Source organism: Solibacillus ferritrahens, from assembly GCF_037027585.1.
GTDB lineage: Bacteria > Bacillota > Bacilli > Bacillales_A > Planococcaceae > Solibacillus > Solibacillus ferritrahens.
The window spans coordinates 37,613-60,652 of record NZ_JAXCLE010000014.1 but is presented as its reverse complement, the minus strand read 5'-3'; the positions used below and the strand labels follow the sequence as shown (position 1 = coordinate 60,652).

The window sequence follows — 23,040 nt, the reverse complement described above, 5'->3', positions numbered from 1 at the left end:
AATAAATTGATTACCAGTGTGAAAAAAGGGGATGTAAATAGCTTTTCGCTAATAATGTTGAAGAATCAATAAAACTTTTAAGGGCCTTCAAACTATCGATTATTGAACGCCATATAACAAGTGAAATGAAAATTCATTTAACACCTACTTTCATAAATCATATGGTAAATGAATTAGAAGAATATTTACGTATATTAAACTATCTCAAACAGGGGGAAATACCACCAATATTTCACGAGTTACATCATCATTTAATCTGGTTGTTAGATGCATCGGGTCATGCAGGTGCCATTAATGACCAATTGGATGGTGTAGAAAGACGGTTAAAGGAAAAAAGCAGTACTTTTACAAAACACTTTGATCAATTTTATTTGAAAGCTGTAGAATTAACTGGCTATTTACGTACAAATATACAAAAATTCCCGGCGATAAATAGATTTAACGATGAGGTTGAAGTAGAAATGGGTTTATTTAAGACTTTTCTAAATGAACTTGAAGAAATGGAGTTAAGTGCGGAAGTGTTAGGGACATTTACAGCGTCTATGGCTGACCACATGGCGAGGGAGGAACAATACTATTTAATGAAATTAGCAGAGTCGACTAAATAGTTATTTTGAAATACTAATAAAATCATAAATGAAGAACGTTAATCTAAATGATTAGCGTTCTTTTTTATGTCGGATACACTCGTTTGAATAGCTTAAAAATAGGCTCATGTAGCATGGATTCTGAAGGATGAAAAACTTCAACCGTGTAGTGGCTAGTCATAATTGTAACGTTTGTAACACAAATGCAAAAGAGGCGCCATTCATTCCCTAATGATTTTAGAATAGTTTTCTAGTAAGCTTGTAATAGACAACAAGAAAGGAATGATTCAGTAATGTTGAAAAAAAGTATCGTGTTGTTCTTCGGTATTATGCTTTTAGCGCTGCCAGCCTCTGCATCTGCAGCTACCTATACAGTAAAAAGTGGGGACACGCTTTGGAAGATTGCTTCTAAAAATCAAATCGGTCTAAGCGAATTAATTTCTCTAAACCCTACACTAAAAAATCCGGACATGATTTATGTTGGAGATAAAATTACTATTTCTGAAAATGAACAACAAGCAGTAGAAGAGCAAGTAGTTAACTTGGTGAACAAAGAACGTGCGAAAGAAGGGTTAGCCCCACTTACAATGGATTGGGAGCTTGCACGTGTAGCAAAATATAAATCACAAGACATGCACGACAAAAAATATTTTAGCCATACAAGCCCAACTTACGGGTCACCATTTGATATGATGAAAAAATTTGATATCAGCTATAAATCAGCCGGTGAAAATATTGCACAAGGTCAAAAGTCAGCCACGCAAGTTATGGACGCATGGATGAATAGTTCAGGCCACCGAGCAAATATTATGAATGCGCAATTTACACATATTGGTGTAGGCTACGTTAAAGACGGTAACTACTGGACACAAATGTTTATTAAAAAATAAAATTATCATTATTCAAAACTATAATTAAGGCTTGAAGTAATTACATATTTTCAAGGCAAATATTTTTAGTTAATTATTGAACAAGCGGGCGCTAATTCTGTAACAAGAATCAGCGCTTGTTTTCATTAGAGGGCAGTGAAAAAGAACGAATTCTATGATCAGGAATTCGTTCCTTCTTAGCTTATATGGTACAAGACCTCTGCATTGATAGAATTAGCTAGTGTAAAAGACTATGTTTTTTTACAATGGCTAAATATATTGAAGATGCTATGCTTTGAACGAAGAAGACTAACATTACATAAAAGATAAAAAATTCACGATTAAATAACTCAAATATTGCTACTAATATTACTCCAATGACTATTCCACTAGTTAGAAGAGTGTAAGAAAACGACTTTATTTTAAAAATAATTAATTGTCCTCTTTCATCTTGGGATTCCTTGTTACGCTCGAATTTCATTTTATAAAATTCGGATACCATTACCATTACAACTAACGCCAAAATAATAAATGTAAAAATATTAGCCAATTTTAATCCTCCCTATATTCAAAAATATTTGTTATTTCCTTTTCGAGTGCCGCGGCAATTTTAAAAGCTAACACTAAAGAAGGGTTGTACTTATTTTGTTCCAGAGCCACAATAGTTTGACGACTAACACCAACTGCATCTGCTAATTGCTGCTGTGTCCATTTTTTTTCAGCTCTACCGATTAAAATTCTATTTTTTAGCATATTTTCCCCCTTCTTAGCACGTTTATTAGAAAAAGAAATTTCCCTATTGTAATATATTTTATACATATTGTAAGAAAAACACTACATTATTTTAATAAAATTTTGAAGAAATTTACATCTCATCAAAATTTAGCCTAAATAAAATTAGAGTAAACAAGTGTGTAACCCCAATTGAATAGGACGAGCCAAAATAAACGGAGAAATTCCCCTTATTTTAAAAATGAAGTAAAAAATCACTAAAATAAGGGTAGTAATTCCTTCTATTGATTAAATAAACATAAAATTTAACGATTTAAACGTAAATAAGGGAAAATTCTTCCCTTATTTTCATCGAATTGAGCAAAGTTCTGCAAATAACGGTAAAACCTCCGCTTATTTTAATCTCAGCAAGTGGATATTTCCGTCGCTTTGCGGATGAGTATTTTTGTAACTTTTTAGGAACTAATCCGTAGAAATAATAAGTAACTTAATTTAAGGAGATGGTAAAATGAAACCTATTAATTACAATAATCCCGTTATTGCGGGCTATTTATTACTTGGTGTTATTTTCACTCTAATAGGCTTCTCTAAAGGGTTTGTGTTCTTTTTGTTGGGGGCATTATTTATTATTTACGGAATTAAAGAAAATAATAAGATTATTTAGTCACGTAAAGATTCATCATGGTTTATACTAATTAACAATTAATTAGGATTTAATTATTCAAAGTATCCTTACTAAATGACACGGAAATTTTGGTTAGTAAATAAAGGTTTATCATTTTATGGGGAGATGGGGTAACTATTATGAGCGTAAAAGAAATAAATGAAGAAAATAGAGAAAAGGTTGTTTCTTTTTTTAGGGAGCATTGGGGAAGTTCTGAAATGGTCATTTCCTCTGGTGTTTATCAGTGCGACAAATTGGCTGGTTTCATTTTTGAAGAAAATAACCAGATTATTGGTTTAGTTACATATGTTATTAAAAATTATGAAAATGAAATAGAAATTATATCACTCGATAGCCTTTCAGAAGGGAAGGGTATTGGTTCTGCATTAATCCAAAAAGTTGAAAGCATAGCAAAACAAAAACGAATAGAGATTGTAAGTTTAGTAACTACAAATGATAATTTAAATGCCTTGAAATTTTACCAAAAAAGAGGTTACAGAATTATTTCAATTATCTCTGATGCTGTAAACAATGCACGAAAAATAAAACCTTCTATTCCTTTAATCGGTAATGAGGGCATCCCATTAAAGGATGAATTAATACTAAAGAAAATAGTTTCAGAAAATTAGCTATTAAATGAGCTCATAACGAACAGAAGGTATTAATGGTAGTGGTTCAATTCTACCGAGAGTAACACTAGAACGTTTAGAAGGAAATCTAGAACTTCTGAATGAAACCGTACAAAACGAAGATGTGTTATTTACACGTGCCATGAATCGATTTGCGATTTAGATGAGATGACGACATTTTGGAGAGAGTTAAGAGTAGCGAGTGACGCGGTTAAATCAACTTTAATAGAAAATGCAATAGAGTCCTTCAAGCTAGAAAATAACAGAAATACCAATGATGGTGAGATATTTTTCATAAAAGCATTTGTAAATAACCATATATTACAATCACAATAACAATCTATTACTACCAAAAGTCACTTCATTGAATGAGGTGACTTTGGTTATTTTTATTATAAATGGTTTCAACAAAATGTTTTAGTAGCCAATGTAATAACCTTGTTTAACTTTTAGGGGTTACGTTACTTCATTCATTGTTGGCATTTGCATTAAATGTAGCTCTAGATTTGTCATTTAAAGGGGGAAGAATGGTTATGCAGACAAGTCCAACAATTAATAAATATGCCGATATAATAAAGCCTAAGGATAACGCACCTACCATGTCTATTAGATAACCGAATAATAAATAACCTGGAATACCTCCCCCAACACAAATGATATTATATACGCTAAATACTCTAGCGAGGTGTGTACTTTCCACATGTGTTTGTAAATAGCTAACTACAAAAATATTTAAAATCCCCTGTGAAACTCCGCCTATAACTAAAAGACATTGTAGTAATGGGAGGGGCAAATGCAAAGCAAAACATAAAATTGCAAAGCTGAAGGCAAATAGAGACAATAGAACACCGTATTTTCTATTTATTTTTTTGTACAAGATGGGGCTTATTAGTGAGCCGATGATAATACCAACGAATGTCGGTGTTGTAAATAGGAATAGGCTTTCAGCACCTTTATTTAGCACTAATTTCAAATAATTGATTAAATATAGATCAATTGATGAGCCGACCAGCCAGCCTAAGAAAAATACAATAAACAGTCTATAAATAACTTTATCATTTTTAATATAGGATAGACCTTCTTTAATCGAATCAATTAATAAGGGATTTTTAATAGATGGATGTATATTACGAAAAGATGGTCGAATAAACATAATTGCAAAAAAAGAAGCACAATAAAAACTAATGACAATTACTACGCTTGTATTTGTACCTAGATTCAAATTAAAGAGTAGAGCAGCAAACGAATACGATAGTAGTTTTGCTGTCATAGTGATAATTCGGAAGAAACTATTAGCTGTCGGTATATGTGATTGTTCGACAATATGAGGCATTAAAGTATTACTAGCAGTTGTAAAAAAGATGTTACTAATTGTTACTAAAAATATTAGTAGAAAAACGGTGAGTAAAGACTCGCTATAAAGAAAATTGAATAAAGAGAAAAGAAGCAATAATAGAATCTTGATAATATCAGAAAAAACCATCACTTTTTGTAATGATTTATTTTCTACAAATGCACCTATATGTAAACCGAATAATAATACAGGAAGAGCAGAAAATATGAAATATAATGAAGTACTTACTCCATTCCCGCCCAGTGATTGCAATATGCTTAATAGAATGACAAATAAGGTTGCATCTCCAAAGGCACTAAAAAAAGTAGCTGAAAACAATAAAAGAAATTTTCTGTTTTTAAACATTATTCACCTCATAGTGTATTTATAAAAACCCATTTAATTAACCAGTGGTCAATTCTTCTTTAAAAAAAACTCTAGATAACTAGAGCTTTTAAAAGAAAGTCAGCATGTGCATTCGCTGCTATTTTTGCGTCATCATAGCGTTCAATTCTACCTTTGTAATAAAGAACAAAGCCATGTAAAGAAATAAATGTAGAGTGAATATTATCTTCCTTTAATCTATTTTGATGAAGCTCCTGAATAGTATCGATAAATTTTTTGAGACTTTTTCTTGGAGCAGGCTGCTGAAGAGGATCTTCTAATCCGTGGTGTTGTACAAACATAAAATCGTATTGACTTTGATTATTTAAACCAAATTGCATATAGTTGATAAATATTTGTTTTGTACCTTCAATAGCATCAAGATTTAAACTGTTTTCAAGCATTTGATTAAGCATAGTAAAATATTTTTCGATTACGGCATTAAAAAGTTCTTCTTTATTTTGGAAGTGGTAATAGATGGAACCATGAGTACAACCTAAAGCACTCGCAATAGAGCGCATAGATACTTTATTGAAATCTAATTCTAAAAACTGACGATCTGCTTCTTCTACAATCAATTCTTTTGATAATGTATCTTTGATTTGCTTCCGTCCCATAAAAGACCTCCTATTAAATTGACCGGTGGTTAATTTAATATTAAAGGAGGATTTTAATTAATGCAAGATAAATTTCGTAAGAACTAAAAAAACCTCAGTCTTAGTATTGCCTGCTGTTTTTGAATGATGGGATAAAGGGGAAAGGGAACATCATCATTTGGAAAGATGAGAATGACATCATTCAAAATGATGCTTATTATATTGGGTCTCTATTTTAATAAACATGGGCAAAGGATATTCAACCCCCTGGAAGATACTTGCGAAAGAGGAACTCTATAAAGAGAGGGGGCATCTGAGAAATGTGAAGTATCGCCAATTTATTATAGGTTTGGTGGTATATTGAAAAAAGACATGTTAAGCGACCAAAATAGACGGAGAAATTACCCTTATTTTAAAAATGAAGTAAAAATTCACTAAAATAAGGGTAGTAATTCCCTCTATTGATTAAAAATCCATAAAAATTAACGATTTAAACGTAAATAAGGGGAAATTCTTCCCTTATTTTCATCGAAATGAGCAAAGTTCTGCAAATAACGGTAAATCCTCCGCTTATTGCTTGGTCTGGAGTATATTTTTAATCATCCAGTACCTTCTTCTAAATCTGCCTTCAAATCTTTAAACCATTTTAAGTTCACTAAATGGTGAGAACGGGAATTTTCGTTCATGCGGCGAAAATAATCAATATTACCTGGTGATTCTTTAATAGCTAAGTATTCATCAAGAAGAGCAATTCTGGCCTCAGTTTGATCAATTTGTGATTGGATTAATTCTAATAATTTATTTTTATCGAATTCATTTGCAAAGAGTAGTGCCCCATAGAATTGTAAGTTTACATACTCAGATTTAGTCCCATATTTGACCATTAATTTATCGAATTCTTCTTTGCCTAAAGATGTGATTTTAAAGCTGTGAACTTCACGACCATTGTTTGGACGTATTTGATGTGTTTGTTCAATTAATCCTTTTTCTTCAAGCTGTTGCAAATTGTAATAGAAGGATCCTTTAGTAAAGTTCACGATATATTTATAATGTCGTTTTTCCATTAGACTTAAAAGTTCGTATCCATGAGCGCCAGGCTTTTGAATAAGTAAGCCAAGGATAAGTAAGGGGATCAAGGTTGCATCACCTTCGCCATTTGTACTTCATATTCAGCGTATGTGATTTTACCAAGAGCTAAATTCATACTATGAATATATATTTGTTCAGTTTTAGAATGGTGAGTATTTACTTTTATTGATTGATTTTCATCCGAAAGAGGCTCTAGGATATGACACTTTTCCGAAAATGCTTTGAAGTACCGATAACCAAATTTCCGTTGGGAAACGGCATTTAAATGAATACCATCCGGATTGGCAGTTAGACCTTCTGCCGTTACAAAATAACAATTTTGCTGCTCATGAGTGAATCGGCGTAATTGTTCGTTGATTTCCTGAAACTCTGATGAGTATTTTCCGAAACCTGTTTTTCCTAAAAAATCACCAAGCTCACCAATGATTAATGGGATTTCTTGGAGGTTTAATTCTTTACGTAAAGTATCAATGATAAGAGATAGCTTTTCATAGTACGTTTCATGTAGAGAATTTTGGCTATCACTTTCACCTTGATGCCAAAGTATGCCACAAATTTCACTAGTTTCAAGAGCAAATTGAGCTTCGGACAAAGCATGTTTAAAAAGAGTACCTTGAGGATGCCAATCGTTTAAGGAACTTCCACCTTCCGCACATGGAATCAAACCAATTTCTTCATCCGGGTTGGCTTTCGACCATGCTTCTGCAAAAGAGGCTGCTAGGCTTATACCAGCAACAGGGCGGTCATAATTAATCGGCTCTGTCATCATTTGCCATTGACCATTGCGAAGCATTTTTATTTTTTCATTATAAATGGGTTCAACCTCATGTAAGAAACCACGCCCTGCCATATTTGATTGCCCCAACATTAAAAAAGATTTTATCATTTAATTTTCATTCCTTTACTTAATAGTCTAATTAGACTTCAATATTATAGAGTCTAATTAGACTATCGTCAATTCTATATTGCTAGTAAATTCCACAATTTTTGAATCAACAACCCCCTTGTCAAATGTATTAGGCTTTCTCAACCGATTTCAACTCACTTTAATCTGAGATTCAGGAAAAATTAATTTATTAAATAAAATCTCTTTAATAAGCATAACTAATCTTGATCTTCTCTAAAATGCTATCAAACGTACTCTTAAATACCACATAAAAGTCACCGCAAAGTATATTACCTGATGCAAATAATTGTGATGGTTCTAAAGTTTATCTTTAATAGTAAAAATTAAAATTAATATTTACCACTTTTAAATCATATAACTAATTATCTGGATAATACTGAGCGGTCAGTATTTGAAGAATTGGGTGAGGGAAGAGAGTACTTTGTTGCTTAAGTAACGTAAGTAGAGAGAAAGGATTTGTTACTTGATGAAAGAAAAAATCACAGAACAGAGCGTTAAACTTTTTCAGGAAAAAGGATTTAAGGAAACTTCAATACAAGACATTGTGGATTTACTAGGCGTTACGAAAGGTACTTTTTACTATTATTTTACGAGTAAAGAGATTCTACTGATGGAAATTCACCTAAGATACATTGATGACTTATTGATCAGACAAAAAGTCATCATGGATAGTACGAAAAATTGCCGCGAAAAGATTATTGGAATCGTATCACTTGTTATTCTAGATATTAAGAAGCAAAGAGCAAATGGTCGTGTTTATTTTCGAGAAATGCGGAATTTAACACCAGAGAATGCAAAAAAGGTTAAGAAAAAAAGAGAAGAATTTCGGGTCAATATTGTAGATGTACTAAGTGAAGGGATTAAATCTGGAGAGTTTCGAGAAAATTTAGATCCGAAATTGATCGCCTTGGCCATTTTAGGTGTTACCAATTGGAGCTATAACTGGTTTAATCCTGATGGAGAGGTGTCTGTTGAAGAGTTAGCGGAGAAGTATGTGGACTTTGTTTTATACGGAATAAGTCAAAAAGGGGAATGAAGTATCTTCTGTAATTTTATTTAAATATCAATCTATAAAAGGGGGCATTATATGACGACAGTTCCAACCAAAACAATGAAAGCCATTCAATTCACAGAATATGGGGGCCCAGATGTTTTAAATTTGATAGACATTGAAAGACCTGAAATTGGTGACCAAGAGGTATTAATCGAAGTAAAGGCTATCGGAGTAAACTATGCAGATACTGCTAGAAGAGAAGGGAAGTACGTTGTTCCGACAAAACTGCCGTTTATACCGGGTGCAGAGGTAGCAGGTGAAGTAGTTGCGATTGGGAAAGATGTAAAAAGATTAAAGCCTGGTATGCGCGTTGTGTCACTTATAGAGTCAGGGGCTTACGCACAATTTGTTAGCGTGCATGAAATGGCGCTTACAGAAATACCAAATGGTGTTGAATATTCGGATGCTGTAGCGCTGCCTTTACAAGGACAAACGGCGTACCACATTTTAAAGACAATGGGACGTCTAGAAAAAGGTGAAACTGTTCTTGTCCATGCAGCTGCGGGTGGTGTCGGGGCACTTGCGGTACAATTAGCAAAATTATTTGGAGCGGGCAAAGTTATTGCAACAGCTAGTAATGAGGAAAAACTTTTACATGCAAAGAGTTTAGGTGCAGATTACCTTGTGAATTATACGGAACCAGGATGGGAAGAAAAAGTACGAGAATTTACTGGAGGAAAAGGTGTCGATATAGCACTTGAAATGGTTGGTGGAGATATTTTTGAAAAGACATTTAAATGCCTAGCACCATTCGGGCGTTTGGTGATATTTGGTAGAGCGAGTGGTGAAATGTCAACACTTGATGCTAGTCAGCTTATGCGCCGTAACCATTCCGTTATCGGATTCTTTTTACCACTAATAATGAGTCAGCCTGAATTATACCGACGGAGCTTTACTGAATTACTGAATTTTGTGGATAGCGGAGAGCTTAAATTAACAATCGGAGGTATTTATCGATTAGAAGATGCGCCCCTAGTTCACCAATTACTCCAAGGGAGAAAAACAATTGGAAAGTTAATTCTTACACCCTGAAAAAGTTTAAAAATTATCTTTATTTACGCACGACATACTGACCGATTAGTATTTATTTTTATGAGATAGGAGCGAATATATGGATCAATCTTTATTTGACTTAAGTGGACGTACAGCTCTTATTACAGGTGGAGGAAGAGGATTAGGAAGGGATATTGCAGAAGCATTTGCAGAGCATGGTGCCAATATTGCGATTTGTTCCCGTAAATTAAGCAATTGCCAAGAAACAGTCGACTATATTCAGAATAAGTTTTCAGTGCAAGCAAGAGCTTATATTTGTGATGTAGGCAATGAGGAAAATGTGGTCAATACAGTAAATGAAGTTATATCGGATTTTGGTCAAATTGATATTTTAGTAAATAATAGCGGGGCTACTTGGGGAGAAAAGGCTGAGAAGATGCCCCTTGAAGCATGGCAAAAGGTGATGAACGTCAATGTTACCGGCACCTTCCTTATGTCGAAAGCAGTCGGCAATCACATGATTGAAAAGGGATACGGGAAAATCATTAATATTGGCTCTGTCGCAGGTATAAAAGCAGAGCCTGCTGAAGTTTTAAATGCCATTGGTTACAGCACGAGTAAAGCTGCAATACACCATTTCACAAAGGATTTGGCACGTAAATGGGCGGAGTATGGTTTGACTGTTAATGCTATTGCTCCAGGATTTTTCGAAACTACGATGACAAAACATATTCTTGAAAAAAGCGGTGATCGTATTAGGCAAAAAAATCCAATGAATAAACTTGGTGATACGAATTCGTTAAAGGCTGCAGCATTACTGTTTGCTGGAAAGGCAAGTGATTATATTACAGGGCAAGTATTAGCTATTGATGGGGGTGGATCATTATGACGCAAAGCAAAACAAATGTGGAAAGACCTTGGTTAAAGCATGTTGTACCCGGAAATCCGAAAGAAGTTGAAATACCGGAAATTTCGCTTCCGCAGCTGATAGATGAGTCTATAGCAACATATCCAAATCACACGGCTATAACGTTTTATGGGAAAACTTTCTCTTATAAGGAACTGAGCAATAACATTAAAAAGGCTACGAAAGGTCTATCAAAAATTGGTGTTGGCAAAGGTGATCGGGTTGCAATTATGCTTCCGAATTGTCCTCAATACCCTGTGAGTTTTTACAGCATACTAGCATGTGGTGGAATTGTAGTTCAAGTAAATCCAATGTATCAGGCTTCAGAATTAATCCATATTTTAAATGATTCTGGGGCGAAGGCAATCATTGTAATGGATCAATTACTTCCTTTAATTGAGGCGATTAGAGCGCAAACACCGATTCAGGAGGTTTTCCCGGTTTCTGTAGAAAGCGCTTACTTGCCAGATGAATTATTAATAGAGGATGAGGGCGAACTGCAAAGGGTAGATATAAATCCAGTTGAAGATGTAGCAGTTTTGCAATATACAGGAGGAACAACCGGAACACCAAAAGGGGCAATGTTAACCCACTTTAATATAGTTGCTAACACCCTTCAAAGTGAAGCGACTTCCACTGTTAAGGTAAAAAAAGGGGAAGAGCGTGTTTTAACTATTTCGCCATTGTTTCATGTATATGGAATGACGAGTGCTATGTCTGTCACGTTCTATCTCGGTGGAAATTTGATTTTGGTACCTAAATTTGATGTGGAGCAAGTCATTGACATAATTGAAAAAACAAAGCCAACCTCATTTCCGGGCGTTCCAACGATGTATATTGCACTCGTAAATTATTACAATGTCAGAAAGTTTGATCTGAGCTGTTTTAATATATGTTCGAGTGGATCGGCACCCTTACCAATAGAGATTATTAATCAATTCAACGAGATAAGTGGTACTTCGGTTGCTGAAGGATATGGGCTATCAGAAGCTTCACCTGTGACGCATCGGAATCCTGTTGATGGATTGCAGAAAAAGGGGAGTATTGGTATTCCAATTCCAAATACAGATGCGAGAATAGTAGATATTGCAACTGGAGAGCAAAGCCTTGCTGTTGGTGAAGTTGGAGAATTGGTTATTAAAGGGCCTCAGGTGATGAAAGGTTATTGGAACAGACCTGAAGAAACAAATATCGCTATACGGAATGGTTGGCTGTATACAGGAGATTTAGCAAAAATGGATGAGGACGGCTTCTTCTTTATTGTTGGACGTAAAAAAGAAATGATTATCGCAAGCGGATATAACGTTTATCCTATCGAGGTTGAAAACATTCTTTATAAACATCCAGCTGTACTTGAAGTCGCGGTAATTGGTATTCCACATGAGTATCGCGGCGAGACAATTAAAGCAATTGTAGTACTGAAGGATGGGCAGGATGTGACGTCTGACCAACTTATTGATTTCTGTCGTACCCAATTGTCTGCATATAAGGTTCCTAGAGAAATTCAATTCGTCAAAGAGTTACCTAAAACGGCTGTTGGTAAAATACTGAAAAGAAATTTAATAACGCAATTCAATGCTCAAAGTGATCAAGTTTAATATAAATCTAATGGAAACGGAAGTGTGTCTAGATGTATTTACGTTTAACTGATGAACAAAAAATGGTGCAGGAAACAATCCGCAAATTTGTGAAAGAGGAATTAATTCCTCTTGAAAATGAAGTGCTGAAAAACGAGCGTGAAGGGAAACCGGGTATCTCAAATGAAAAATTAAAAGAGCTACGCTTAAAGGCGAAAGAATTTGGATTTTGGGGTATTAACACGCCAGAAGAGTATGGTGGTGCTGACCTTGGCCAAATGATGATGGCGCTCGTTTTAATGGAGATTTCGAAAACATTTGTACCTTTTAGTTTTGGCGGTTCAGCAGACAATATTCTTTATTATGGAAACGACTACCAAAAGGAAAAGTACTTAATTCCTACGATAAATGGTGACAAAAAATCGTGCTTTGCTATGACAGAGCCGGATGCAGGGTCCGACACAAGAAACATTAAAATGACTGCAGTGAAAGATGGCAGTGAGTGGATATTAAATGGAGAGAAAACTTTTATTACAGGTGGCAATGAAGCGGATTTTGTAATGGTCATTGCGATAACTGATAGAGAGCTCCATAAAAAAACTGGTAGAGATGGGGTAACTTGCTTCATCGTAGACCGTGATATGGGCTGGAAATCAGAGTATATCGACACTATGGGTGAATGGGGACCGGCTGGTTTAGTCTTTGATAATGTGCGTGTTCCAGAAGAAAATATTTTAGGTGAGATTAACGGTGGTTATAAATTGGGATTAGAATGGATTGGCTTTGCACGATGGGTTGTAGGTGCTCGTGCAGTTGGAATGGCGGAACGACTACTGCAAATGGCCATCGATTACTCGAAGGAGCGCAAAACATTTGGAAAACCAATTGCAGATAATCAAGCGATCCAGTGGCCGATTGCAGATTCAGCAGTTGAAATTGAAGCAGCAAGATGGCTTGTGCTTAATGCAGCCTTTACCCTCGATCAAGGAGAAGATAATCGCCATTTAGCATCAATGGCTAAATTATATGGTGCCAATATGGGCAATAGAGTAGTAGACCGAGTACTCCAAATTCATGGTGGGATGGGCTATACAAGAGAGTTACCGATTGAACGATGGTATCGTGAAGCAAGACTTTGGAGAATTTATGATGGTACTGACGAAATACAACGTATGATCATTTCAAGAAATCTCTTAAAAGGTAACGTTAAGATTGGGCAATATGTTTAACTCTATTAATGAGCGATGAAATCAAAAAATTTTTTAGAGAAAGAAGGAATAGTGGTGGGACAAAGATTTGAAGGAAAAACAGCATTTGTAACAGGTGGCAGCAGAGGAATTGGTAGAGCGATCGTAGAGCAATTCGCACAAGAAGGGGCTAATGTCGCAATTATTGATGTTAATGAAGAAGCGTTAGAAGATGCAGCTAGTGAATTAAGAGAAGCGGGTTATTCAGTTTATACAAAAGTCGGAAGTGTAGCTAATCGTGAAGACATTGAATTGGCGATGAAAGAAGTCTATGAAATGTTCGGTTCGATTGATATTTTAGTAAACAATGCGGGAGTTATTCGAGATAATTTAGTATTTAAAATGACGGATGAAGATTGGTTAACCGTTATGAATGTTCATTTAACAGGTGCATTCTACGCCTCTCGAGCTGCTCAAGCTTATATGACGAAGCAAAATTACGGCCGAATTATTAACTTGTCATCCACTTCTGCTTTAGGTAATCGCGGACAGGCGAATTATTCGACGGCGAAAGCAGGATTACAAGGATTAACTAAAACGCTAGCAATTGAGCTAGGTCGATATGGTGTAACCGTAAATGCTGTTGCGCCAGGCTTTATTGAAACAGATATGACAAAAGCAACTGCTGAAAGAATGGGCGTTCCTTTTGATCAGTTTGTTGAATTCACTACTAAGGCAATTCCGGTTGGACGAAGCGGAAAACCAGAAGATATTGCAAATGCAGTCTTATTTTTTGCAGATGAAAAATCATCTTTTGTAAGTGGGCAAATTATTTATGTTGCTGGAGGACCTAGAACTTAAAGAAAAGAGGGATTAAGTGTTTAAAGAAGCAATTGGAACACGCTCAACTGTAATTAAAAATACAGTTGAGCGAGGTGCTGTTAAAAAATTTGCAGTGGCCATTAATGATCTTGCTCCGATTTATTATGACGAAGAAGCAGGGAAAAATTCAAGATATCAACGAAATATTGCGCCACCTACCTTTCCAGTTACACTTGATTTTGGTACGATTCCAAATTTAAATCTACCGGCAAAGGGACTCATTCATGGAGAGCAAATCTTTCATTATGAACGGCCAATTTTTGTTGGAGAAGAAGTATATTGCTATACAGAAGTGAAAGATTACTATGAGAAAACTGGGAGTAATGGAAGAATGGGCTTTTTAGTCATTCGTCGTGAGGGCTTAGATATAGATCAAAACCTAATTTTCAGCGAAGATCGTATTCTCATCATTAATGAAGCAGTGAGAAAGGGGATGGGCTTTTGACATATATTGCTGATTTGCAGCCAGGCGATTCATTATCCACTATTGAATTGCAACCGGTAAGTAGAATTGACCTGATTAAATACGCAGGAGCATCTGGTGACTTCAATCCCATTCATACAATTGATGATGAGGCGAAGAAAGCAGGTTTACCAGGCATTATAGCGCATGGAATGTGGACGATGGGTAATTTAGCAAAGTTATTTACACCTTATGTTGAGGAAGGTTTTATTCAAGATTTCGCCATCCGCTTTAAAGGCATGGTATTTATAGATGACCGCATTACACTAAAGGCAACTTTACTGGACCATAATTCAAGTGAAATGATGTTTGAAGTTGCAGCAATCAATCAACACCAAAAGGAAGTTATGAATGGATCAGTAAAATTTTTACGTCATAAGATTTCTGAATTTTCAGATGAATCAATAGGGAGGATGAATGTGTGAGAGAGGCTGTAATTGTTTCCGCAGTAAGAACAGCAATCGGTCGACAGGGTGGCGCACTTGCATCTATTCCAGCTCATGTTTTTGGAGCAGAGGTGATGAAAGAGGCACTAAAGCGTGCAAATGTTACGGCTGATATGGTTGATGACGTTATTTTAGGCAATGTACTAAGTGGTGGTGGGAATATTGCTAGATTAACAGCTTTGCAAACAGGTTTATTCCTAGGAATCCCTGGTTTAACTGTAGATCGTCAATGTGGTTCTGGTATAAATGCAATTAATCTAGCAGCACAGGCAATCTGGGCAGGCGACGGTGATATTTTTGTAGCAGGTGGAGTAGAGAGTATGAGCCGTGCTCCTTATTTACTGGACCGTCCAGAAAAAGCTTATAGTCCAACGCCCCCTCGCTTCCGTAAGTCTCAATTAGCTCCAAAAGAAATAGGCGATCCACCTATGGGGATTACAGCGGAAAACTTAGTTGAGAAATATAACATTAGTAGGGAAGAACAGGATGCATTTTCTCTACAAAGCCAACAAAAGATGGCTAGAGCTATGGAAGAAGGCCGTTTTGAAGAGCAAATTGTACCGATTTATATACCTACTCGAAAAGGTGAACCAATTGAGTTTAAAGTGGATGAACATCCTCGTCCAGAAACGACCAAAGAAGGATTAGAAAAATTACCGGCAGTATTTTTGAATGGTGGTACTGTTACTGCAGGTAGTAGTTCAGGTTTAAATGATGCTGCTTCAGTCGTTGTTATAATGTCTCGTGAAAAAGCAAATCAGTTAGGAATAACTCCTTTAGCAGTCGTTCGAGCACAGGCAGTTGCCGGGGTTGACCCAAATATTATGGGAATCGGACCAGTACCTGCAACAAAAAAAGTATTAGAGAAGGCTGGCTTAGCTTTAGAGGATATGGATTTAATAGAAATAAACGAAGCGTTTGCTTCACAAGTTCTTGCTTGTGATAAGGAACTAAACATGGACGCGCAAAAAGTAAATGTTAACGGTGGGGCAATTGCACATGGACATCCTCTAGGTGCCACGGGTGCTATTTTAATGACAAAAGCAATTTACGAATTAAAGCGGTCAGGCGGAAGATATGCACTCATTACTGCATGTATCGGTGGCGGGCAAGGAATTGCGACGATCATTGAACGAGAGGGGTAGTCAATTTTTCCCCAAAATTAAGGTCATATATGAAGGAGAAGAAAATATATGAAAACTATCCCGGAAGTTGATATTTATGTACGGTATTGTGAGACGGATGCTGGAGGTCATGTAAGTAATACGAGTTATTTTCTCTATTATGAAGAAGCACGTACTAAATTTTTTGAAGCGATTAATTTTAGCGGGAAGGATCGAAAGAGTTTTAATTTTATCGTTGCGCGTCTTGAAAGTAACTTCATTAAGCAATCATATGCAAGTCAAATACTGAGAGTATCAACAGGCGTATCAAATATCGGAACAAAAAGCTATACACTTGAACATGAAATTAAAGATGCACATACTGGTGCTCTTATAGCAAATGGAAGTTCAGTTATTGTTTGTTATAACTTTCAAGATCAGCATTCAATTGAAATACCAATGGAATTAAGGAAGGCCCTTGAAGAATATTTAATTACCACACGTTAGAGTAAGCCAAATTTCATCTTACAATACGAAGGGGGATAAATATGGAATTATTACTGCAGCAATTGTTTAATGGACTCACCCTTGGAAGCGTTTACATTCTTGTTGCGATTGGACTTACTCTCGTATTTGGTATTTTACATGTTCCAAATTTTGCCCATGGAGCGCTGTACTTAATTGGTGGGTATCTCACTTTAATGGCAATGAAAGGGCTAGGCGTCCATTATTTTGTAGCTATCATCATCTCTATGATTAGCGTTGCATTAATAGCGATTTTAATGGAACGATTGGTTTTTAATCCATTAAGGAATGCTCCTGCTATTCATGACAAAATAGCAGCCATTGGTATGGTATTGTTTTTCGATGCACTTGTTAGTCTTATATGGGGCAACGACTACCAAAGAATGATTACCCCATATGGTGACTCTGTTACAATTTTTGGCATAGCGACATCGTATCAAAGAATTTTGGTTATTGTAGTGGCGGTCGTTGTGGTGATTTTATTGCAGCTTTTTTTAAAGAAAACAATGATTGGAGCGTCGATTATTGCGATGGCGCAAAATCGTGAAGGAGCCTTTTTAGTAGGGATCAATGCGAATGCAGTTGCGATGATGACATTTGCTATCTCAGGAGCATTAGCTGCAATTGCGGCATCTATTTCTTCTCCGATTAATCTTGTATTCCCGGCCATGGGACATATTGTTATTTTGAAAGCATTTGTCGTCGTTATTATAGGAGGGATGGGTAGCGTTCCAGGCGCTATCATTGGTGGATTAATCCTTGGTATTACAGAGAGCTTGGGAGCTACGTATATTTCGAATGATTACAAGGATATGATAGCCTTTTTACTACTAATAATTATTATGACGGTGCGCCCTAAAGGTCTGTTTGCGAAGGGGGTTTATTAATGAGTAAAGTACTGAATAAACGAAATGGAATTATCGCAGTACTCATTTTATCCCTTCTTTTTCCTCTGGCCTTTTCAGATAATAAATATGTTTTATATATTATGACGCTCGCCTTTATTTATATTATCGCCATCTATGGAATGAACATTTTAGCTGGTTATACGGGGCAGCTCTCCTTGGCACACGCAGGTTTTTTTGCCATTGGAGCCTATTCTGTAGGGGTTTTAACTACTAAAGCGGGTCTTAATTTTTGGTTGGCATTATTATTAGCTGTTCTTATTACAATGGGAATTGGTTTTGCTTTAGGCATCATTGCTCTTCGAACGAAAGAGCACTTCTTTGCCATCTATACGTTAATAGCAGGTTATTTAATCTATTTATTAATTTATAAATGGGAAGGTTTAACGGGTGGCGTAAGGGGATTAATTGGCATACCAATCCCAAATGCAATTGGTCCCATTAAATTCGAATCACCGATCGCCATGTATTATTTAGTGTTATTGTTTCTTCTCCTTTCTATCTTTGTCACTGTAAGAATTGTTTATTCTTTAACTGGAAGAACGTATAATGCGATTCGTAATAGTGAGGAGCTAGCACAAACTCTAGGAATTAATACAAAAATAAATAAACTAGTATCTTTTGTCATTTCGGTATCTTTTGCAGGACTGGCAGGTGGATTATACGCTTCACTTGTTCGATTTATTGGACCTGAAATTGCAGGGACTACAATGGTATTTACATTTTTGATGTATTTAATCGTTGGTGGGATTGGGACACTTGCGGGACCGATTATAGGGACGCTGCTGTTTATATGGCTGGAGCAATATTTACAAAGTTTCCAAGAACATAAGATGTTAATTTTTGGACCAATATTAACATTAATCGTTATTTTCTACCCTAGAGGGATCGTAGGGGCTATTCAGTCCTTAAGGGGATATTTCCAGACTAGGAAAAAAGAGAGCAACAGGTCATATACAACGAATAGTGAAACAAAGGATATGAAAAGTAGGGAGGTTTAATGATGACATTTATTAAACTAGAAGGCCTCACGAAAAAATTTGGTGGTTTAACTGCAGTGGATGAAGTTGATTTTGAGATTGAAAAAGGAAAAATTACTGCAATTATCGGACCAAATGGAGCCGGTAAATCGACCTTTTTTAATTTGATTAGTGGCTTCCATCGACCAACATCCGGGTCAATTACGTTTGAAGGGAAGGATATTACTAAAACACCGCCACATATTGTAGCGAGATTAGGTATTGCCCGTACTTTCCAAACTACGCATCTATTTGATACGTCGTCAGTCATTGACAATATTATAGTAGGCTATCGCTTACGTACTAAATCGAAGCTGTTTGACGCTATTCTTCGGACGAAAAGAGAAAAGCGTGAGGAAAAGGAAGCATTTGAAAGAGCAATTGAAGTACTGGATTTCGTAGGCTTAGCAAATTTAGCTAATAGTCCTGTATCGACAATTTCACAGGAGTCAAAAAAACGTGTGGCCATTGCACTTGCGCTTGCAACGGGTCCAAAAGTTATTTTTCTTGATGAGCCTGCAGCAGGAATTAATCCTGGTGAAACAGAAGGCTTGGCAGAACTAATGAAGAAAATCGTTGATAGTGGCATTACTGTGTGTACGATTGAACATAAGATGCAGATGATTATGGGACTCGCAGATAATATTATGGTGTTAAACCATGGTGCGAAAATAGCACAAGGTACGCCAGAGGAAATTCAAAATAACCCAACTGTAATTGAAGCTTATTTAGGGGGTGAATCATCTGCTGAAGTTATCTGATGTAACGATAAAGTTTGGTGGTTTTGAAGCATTAAAAAACATTAATTTAGAAGTGCATGAGGGCGAGTTAGTTGTATTACTGGGCGCGAATGGGGCAGGGAAAAGCACGCTATTTAAAACAATTAGCGGCTTGAACAAAATGGCTTCAGGTGACATTCAGTTTAATGGAAACAGTATAAGCGGAGCTGCCCCTGATCGGATCGTAAAGACCGGTATTGTTCAATGTGCCGAAGGAAAAAAGCTGTTTTCTGAGATGTCTGTTCAGGAAAATTTAATGATGGGTGGCTTTGTCCATCGACGGAAAAAAGCACAATTAAAACAGTCTTTGGAAGAAACTTATGATTTATTCCCAATTTTAAAAGAGAAAAAAGATGATGCAGCTGGTTCCTTAAGTGGAGGACAGCAGCAAATGTTGGCGATTGGTAGAGCTTTAATGGCAAAGCCAAAACTAATTATGCTCGATGAACCTTCCATAGGGCTTGCTCCGTTAATAGTCGAGCAAATGTTTTCTGTCATACAGTCGATTAATAGAAATGGAACGACCGTGTTACTTGCTGAACAAAATGCCAACGCTGCACTGAAAATTGCTAACCGTGGCTACGTAATAGAGAACGGCATATTGGTTCTTCAAGGGAATAGTAAAGAACTATTTAATAATGATGATATTCGCAAAGCTTATATTGGTGCATAGCCATGGGAATGTAGTAAAGGTGAGGAAATGGAACAAAAAATGTATTGTCGCACTAAAAATATAAAAAACAAAGGAGATAAACATGAACACATTCAAGAGGGGATTATTTCTTAGTTTGCTTTTTATTTTGGCTATAGTACTAGTTGCTTGTTCTGAAGATGGGAAAGAAACAAAAAATGATGAAGAAAAAGCACCAGTCAGTACAGAGGGCAGTAAAGTAGAAGAGCTTACAATCGGCTATACCGGTCCTTTAAGTGGTCCAGCAGCATTTTATGGCGAAGAAACGTTAAAAGGATTAAGAATGGCTGCGGAAGAAATTAATGATAGTGGTGGATTTGAAGTGGATGGTCAGAAGTATACGATTAACTTATCGACTTTAGATGACAAATATTTACCGAATGAAGCCGCAGCGAATGCGAAAAGATTAGTACAGGAACAAGATACTAAGTTTATTTATACACCACATAGTGGCGGTGTATATGCAATGCAAGTGTTTAATGAAATGGAAGATTTTATTGTTATGGCTTATACGAGTGAGCCAGGTGTTACCGAAACAGGAAATAAAATGACTGTTCGTATTCCACCTCGCTATGACAGATATATTGAGCCATTTACAAAATACGAAATGGAGCGTTTCGGAAAGAAAATAGCATTCTTACCAACAGCAACTCAGTACGGTAAGGATTGGGCAGACTCATTACGCCCAGTGTGGGAAGCAAATGGTGGGGAAGTTGTCTTTGATGAGTCAATTGATTTTAGTAAGGATACGGACTTCCAAACAATTATGACCAATGCATTAGCGAAAAACCCAGATGTCTTATTCATCGGTGGCCCTTCACAACCGACTGCCCTTGTATTAAAGCAAGCACGTGATTTAGGTTTCGAAGGTGGATTTATTATTATGGACCAAGCAAAGCTGGATGAGATTGCAGCAGTTTTAGGCGGAAGTTATGATTTACTTGAAGGCGTAATTTCGACACCACCACTAGTTACATCGCGTTATGGTGGTACAGAAGCCTTCATTGAAAAATACCGTAGCGAAAATGATAAAGATCCAGGCTCTGAATCAGGATTCCATTATATTTCATTGTATATTCTAGTTGAGGCAATGAAAGCAGCTGGAACTGTGGATGATACTGAAAAAATTATGGCAGCAATGGATCAGGGAGCAAAAAACCTGCCAGAAGACAAAGAAGTTTATTACATTCAAGGTGTAGATGATGATGGTGGATTCCTTCCATTACTACGCATGGCTTACGTAGAAAATGGAGAAATTGTTCAGATGGGTGAAGAAAAGTAAATATTAGTGAAGGTATTTACAGATAGAAATAAACACCTTTTACGAATTATATCCCGTACTTAGTGCCAGGGAAAACATTTCAAAAGAGTAAACAGTTGATCTGTATTACTCTTTTTTTTGTTCAGTTCAAACTGTGTTCCGGTGAATTTTCTCATAAAAAGATTTCAAGTCGAATAAATTACATACTAGTGTGAAAAAAGGGGATTAAAATTGCGTGGGAAATTATTTGAAGAGTGCTGTTTTTGAACATCAGCTTTGGCTTCAAGTACTTGGTGATCATTCAAGATTTATTTACGATTCGCTATATCCTTCTCAAATAGAGGATATTTCTAACAGTACTATCTAATGAAATTAGCAGAGTCACCTAACATTTAAGCGAAAACCGCAGGGACTATAACCACTTTCATATATTTTGGTGGTTATATTCATCTGCGGTTTTTTAATTAGGAATAACACATATATTTTCCGTGAAATGAAGCCAATTCCGCAGATAAGGGGAAATCCTCCGGTTATTTTACTCTCAATTCATTATTCTTTAGAAGTATTATCTTTGGATAAAAACCAACCAGCTACTGCAATAGCAATTAATACGCTATAGAAAGTTAGTTTCCACTCAAAGGAATGGGCAAACGTATAAGAAATAATATTCACATCAGGATGGCTTAAAGTTAAAACAGCGAGTTTAACACCTACCCATCCAACGATTACAAATGCAGCAATTTCTAAGCCTGGTTTTGCTCCAAGAAGTTTTACAAAAAAGTTTGCTGCAAAACGCATGATGATTAACCCGATTAAACCACCTGTGAATATGACTAGGAACTTTCCTCCATCCATGCCACCAATTGTAGGTAAGTCTGTATTAGGAAGTGTCATTGCAAGAGCTACAGCTGCTAAAATGGAATCAACCGCAAATGCAATATCCGCCAATTCCACTTTAATAACCGTTCCCCAAAAACCAGATTTCTTCTTCTCATTCACTTTCACATGTACTTTGTTTTTAAAATATATCTTTCTAGCAATATGATTAATTGCAATAAATAGTAAATAGAGAGCTCCAATAGCCTGAACCTGCCATACATCTACTAGGAAGGAAATAATAAATAACGAAGCGAAACGGAATATGAAGGCACCTGCTAGACCATAAAAAAGAGCCCTCCGTCTTTCTTTTTCAGGTAAATGTTTAACCATGATAGCTAAAACGAGGGCATTATCTGCCGCAAGCAATCCTTCTAAGCCAATTAATAATAATAGTACCCAACCATACTCTAATAATAATGATATATCCAATTATATTCCTCCTAGCTACATTTAAGATTAATGGTAAGTAAGAATAATATTCCCATTTCCATTAACTATAATCATATAGCGAGGCATCACTAAAAATGCTTTTTAAGAATACATTTAATTTTCTTCGAGAACATATATTTATCAGTATTT

Annotated in this window: 25 protein-coding genes and 1 pseudogene; 19 read left to right on the top strand and 7 right to left on the bottom strand. The window is 36.1% G+C overall.

From position 1 onward, the window contains the following. Nucleotides 1-56: 56 nt before the first annotated feature. Both SNE38_RS13810 and SNE38_RS13805 read left to right on the top strand, forming a co-directional pair. Nucleotides 57-608, top strand: a pseudogene (locus SNE38_RS13810) (DUF2935 domain-containing protein); the annotation flags it as partial. Between the two features lie 272 nt (nt 609-880). Next, nucleotides 881-1,477 carry a CAP domain-containing protein gene (locus tag SNE38_RS13805; RefSeq protein ID WP_336046701.1) on the top strand — a complete coding sequence of 199 codons (597 nt, stop codon included), beginning with the start codon at nt 881-883 and terminating at the stop codon, nt 1,475-1,477. Between the two features lie 217 nt (nt 1,478-1,694). Here the strand turns inward: SNE38_RS13805 and SNE38_RS13800 are convergent, their stop codons facing one another. Both SNE38_RS13800 and SNE38_RS13795 read right to left on the bottom strand, forming a co-directional pair. Continuing rightward, nucleotides 1,695-2,006, bottom strand: coding sequence for a hypothetical protein (locus SNE38_RS13800; protein WP_191703877.1), 312 nt, complete (start codon nt 2,004-2,006; stop codon nt 1,695-1,697). A gap of 2 nt (nt 2,007-2,008) precedes the next feature. Further along, nucleotides 2,009-2,209: a helix-turn-helix transcriptional regulator gene (locus SNE38_RS13795; protein ID WP_336046700.1), complete on the bottom strand. Its 201-nt coding sequence runs from the start codon at nt 2,207-2,209 to the stop codon at nt 2,009-2,011. Between the two features lie 487 nt (nt 2,210-2,696). Between SNE38_RS13795 and SNE38_RS13790 the strand changes: the two genes are divergently transcribed. Then, on the top strand, nt 2,697-2,852 hold the full coding sequence (locus SNE38_RS13790; protein WP_191703678.1) for a hypothetical protein: 156 nt from the start codon (nt 2,697-2,699) through the stop codon (nt 2,850-2,852). Nucleotides 2,853-2,992: 140 nt separating this feature from the next. Beyond that, complete coding sequence (locus SNE38_RS13785; RefSeq protein ID WP_191703677.1) at nt 2,993-3,481, top strand: GNAT family N-acetyltransferase; 489 nt, start codon at nt 2,993-2,995, stop codon at nt 3,479-3,481. A 466-nt stretch (nt 3,482-3,947) separates the two neighbouring features. On the opposite strand, the gene SNE38_RS13780 is transcribed toward SNE38_RS13785, so the two are convergent. The 4 genes from SNE38_RS13780 to SNE38_RS13765 form a co-directional block, all read right to left on the bottom strand. Continuing rightward, nucleotides 3,948-5,180, bottom strand: a complete 1,233-nt coding sequence (locus SNE38_RS13780) for an MFS transporter (RefSeq protein WP_191703676.1) — start codon at nt 5,178-5,180, stop codon at nt 3,948-3,950. 71 nt (nt 5,181-5,251) lie between these two features. Then, nucleotides 5,252-5,815 (bottom strand): TetR/AcrR family transcriptional regulator, encoded by a 564-nt coding sequence (locus SNE38_RS13775; protein ID WP_191703675.1) that lies wholly within the window; start codon nt 5,813-5,815, stop codon nt 5,252-5,254. A 578-nt stretch (nt 5,816-6,393) separates the two neighbouring features. Beyond that, complete coding sequence (locus SNE38_RS13770; protein ID WP_191703674.1) at nt 6,394-6,930, bottom strand: PadR family transcriptional regulator; 537 nt, start codon at nt 6,928-6,930, stop codon at nt 6,394-6,396. After that, nucleotides 6,927-7,769 (bottom strand): sialate O-acetylesterase, encoded by an 843-nt coding sequence (locus SNE38_RS13765; protein ID WP_191703673.1) that lies wholly within the window; start codon nt 7,767-7,769, stop codon nt 6,927-6,929. The genes SNE38_RS13770 and SNE38_RS13765 overlap by 4 nt, the downstream gene beginning before the upstream one ends. A 487-nt stretch (nt 7,770-8,256) precedes the next feature. Between SNE38_RS13765 and SNE38_RS13760 the strand changes: the two genes are divergently transcribed. The 15 genes from SNE38_RS13760 (at nt 8,257) to SNE38_RS13690 (ending at nt 21,603) form a co-directional block, all read left to right on the top strand. Beyond that, the gene (locus SNE38_RS13760) at nt 8,257-8,826 is read left to right on the top strand and encodes a TetR/AcrR family transcriptional regulator (RefSeq protein ID WP_191703672.1); all 570 of its coding nucleotides are present in this window, start codon (nt 8,257-8,259) and stop codon (nt 8,824-8,826) included. 75 nt (nt 8,827-8,901) lie between these two features. Next, on the top strand, nt 8,902-9,876 hold the full coding sequence (locus tag SNE38_RS13755; RefSeq protein ID WP_191703689.1) for a quinone oxidoreductase family protein: 975 nt from the start codon (nt 8,902-8,904) through the stop codon (nt 9,874-9,876). 79 nt (nt 9,877-9,955) lie between these two features. After that, a complete protein-coding gene (locus tag SNE38_RS13750) occupies nt 9,956-10,726 on the top strand; it encodes an SDR family oxidoreductase (protein WP_191703671.1) in 771 nt (256 codons plus the stop codon). After that, nucleotides 10,723-12,342: a long-chain-fatty-acid--CoA ligase gene (locus SNE38_RS13745; protein ID WP_191703670.1), complete on the top strand. Its 1,620-nt coding sequence runs from the start codon at nt 10,723-10,725 to the stop codon at nt 12,340-12,342. Before SNE38_RS13750 ends, SNE38_RS13745 begins: the two co-directional genes overlap by 4 nt. A gap of 32 nt (nt 12,343-12,374) precedes the next feature. Beyond that, a complete protein-coding gene (locus tag SNE38_RS13740; RefSeq protein WP_191703669.1) occupies nt 12,375-13,550 on the top strand; it encodes an acyl-CoA dehydrogenase family protein in 1,176 nt (391 codons plus the stop codon). A gap of 54 nt (nt 13,551-13,604) precedes the next feature. Further along, entirely contained in the window at nt 13,605-14,369 is a 765-nt protein-coding gene (locus tag SNE38_RS13735) for an SDR family NAD(P)-dependent oxidoreductase (protein WP_191703668.1), read from the top strand. 16 nt (nt 14,370-14,385) lie between these two features. Beyond that, complete coding sequence (locus SNE38_RS13730; protein ID WP_191703667.1) at nt 14,386-14,835, top strand: MaoC family dehydratase N-terminal domain-containing protein; 450 nt, start codon at nt 14,386-14,388, stop codon at nt 14,833-14,835. Beyond that, on the top strand, nt 14,832-15,278 hold the full coding sequence (locus tag SNE38_RS13725) for a MaoC/PaaZ C-terminal domain-containing protein (protein WP_191703666.1): 447 nt from the start codon (nt 14,832-14,834) through the stop codon (nt 15,276-15,278). The genes SNE38_RS13730 and SNE38_RS13725 overlap by 4 nt, the downstream gene beginning before the upstream one ends. Beyond that, entirely contained in the window at nt 15,275-16,444 is a 1,170-nt protein-coding gene (locus SNE38_RS13720; RefSeq protein ID WP_191703665.1) for a thiolase family protein, read from the top strand. Before SNE38_RS13725 ends, SNE38_RS13720 begins: the two co-directional genes overlap by 4 nt. 48 nt (nt 16,445-16,492) lie before the next feature. After that, nucleotides 16,493-16,909, top strand: a complete 417-nt coding sequence (locus tag SNE38_RS13715; RefSeq protein ID WP_191703664.1) for an acyl-CoA thioesterase — start codon at nt 16,493-16,495, stop codon at nt 16,907-16,909. A 41-nt stretch (nt 16,910-16,950) separates the two neighbouring features. Continuing rightward, on the top strand, nt 16,951-17,814 hold the full coding sequence (locus tag SNE38_RS13710; protein ID WP_191701523.1) for a branched-chain amino acid ABC transporter permease: 864 nt from the start codon (nt 16,951-16,953) through the stop codon (nt 17,812-17,814). Beyond that, a complete protein-coding gene (locus tag SNE38_RS13705; RefSeq protein WP_336046699.1) occupies nt 17,814-18,833 on the top strand; it encodes a branched-chain amino acid ABC transporter permease in 1,020 nt (339 codons plus the stop codon). Before SNE38_RS13710 ends, SNE38_RS13705 begins: the two co-directional genes overlap by 1 nt. A gap of 2 nt (nt 18,834-18,835) precedes the next feature. Next, the gene (locus tag SNE38_RS13700) at nt 18,836-19,612 is read left to right on the top strand and encodes an ABC transporter ATP-binding protein (RefSeq protein ID WP_336046698.1); all 777 of its coding nucleotides are present in this window, start codon (nt 18,836-18,838) and stop codon (nt 19,610-19,612) included. After that, complete coding sequence (locus tag SNE38_RS13695; protein WP_336046731.1) at nt 19,596-20,303, top strand: ABC transporter ATP-binding protein; 708 nt, start codon at nt 19,596-19,598, stop codon at nt 20,301-20,303. Before SNE38_RS13700 ends, SNE38_RS13695 begins: the two co-directional genes overlap by 17 nt. Nucleotides 20,304-20,385: 82 nt before the next feature. Then, nucleotides 20,386-21,603 (top strand): ABC transporter substrate-binding protein, encoded by a 1,218-nt coding sequence (locus SNE38_RS13690; RefSeq protein WP_191703661.1) that lies wholly within the window; start codon nt 20,386-20,388, stop codon nt 21,601-21,603. A gap of 528 nt (nt 21,604-22,131) precedes the next feature. Here SNE38_RS13690 and SNE38_RS13685 read toward each other — a convergent pair. Next, the gene (locus tag SNE38_RS13685; RefSeq protein WP_191703660.1) at nt 22,132-22,890 is read right to left on the bottom strand and encodes a TerC family protein; all 759 of its coding nucleotides are present in this window, start codon (nt 22,888-22,890) and stop codon (nt 22,132-22,134) included. Nucleotides 22,891-23,040: the final 150 nt, after the last annotated feature.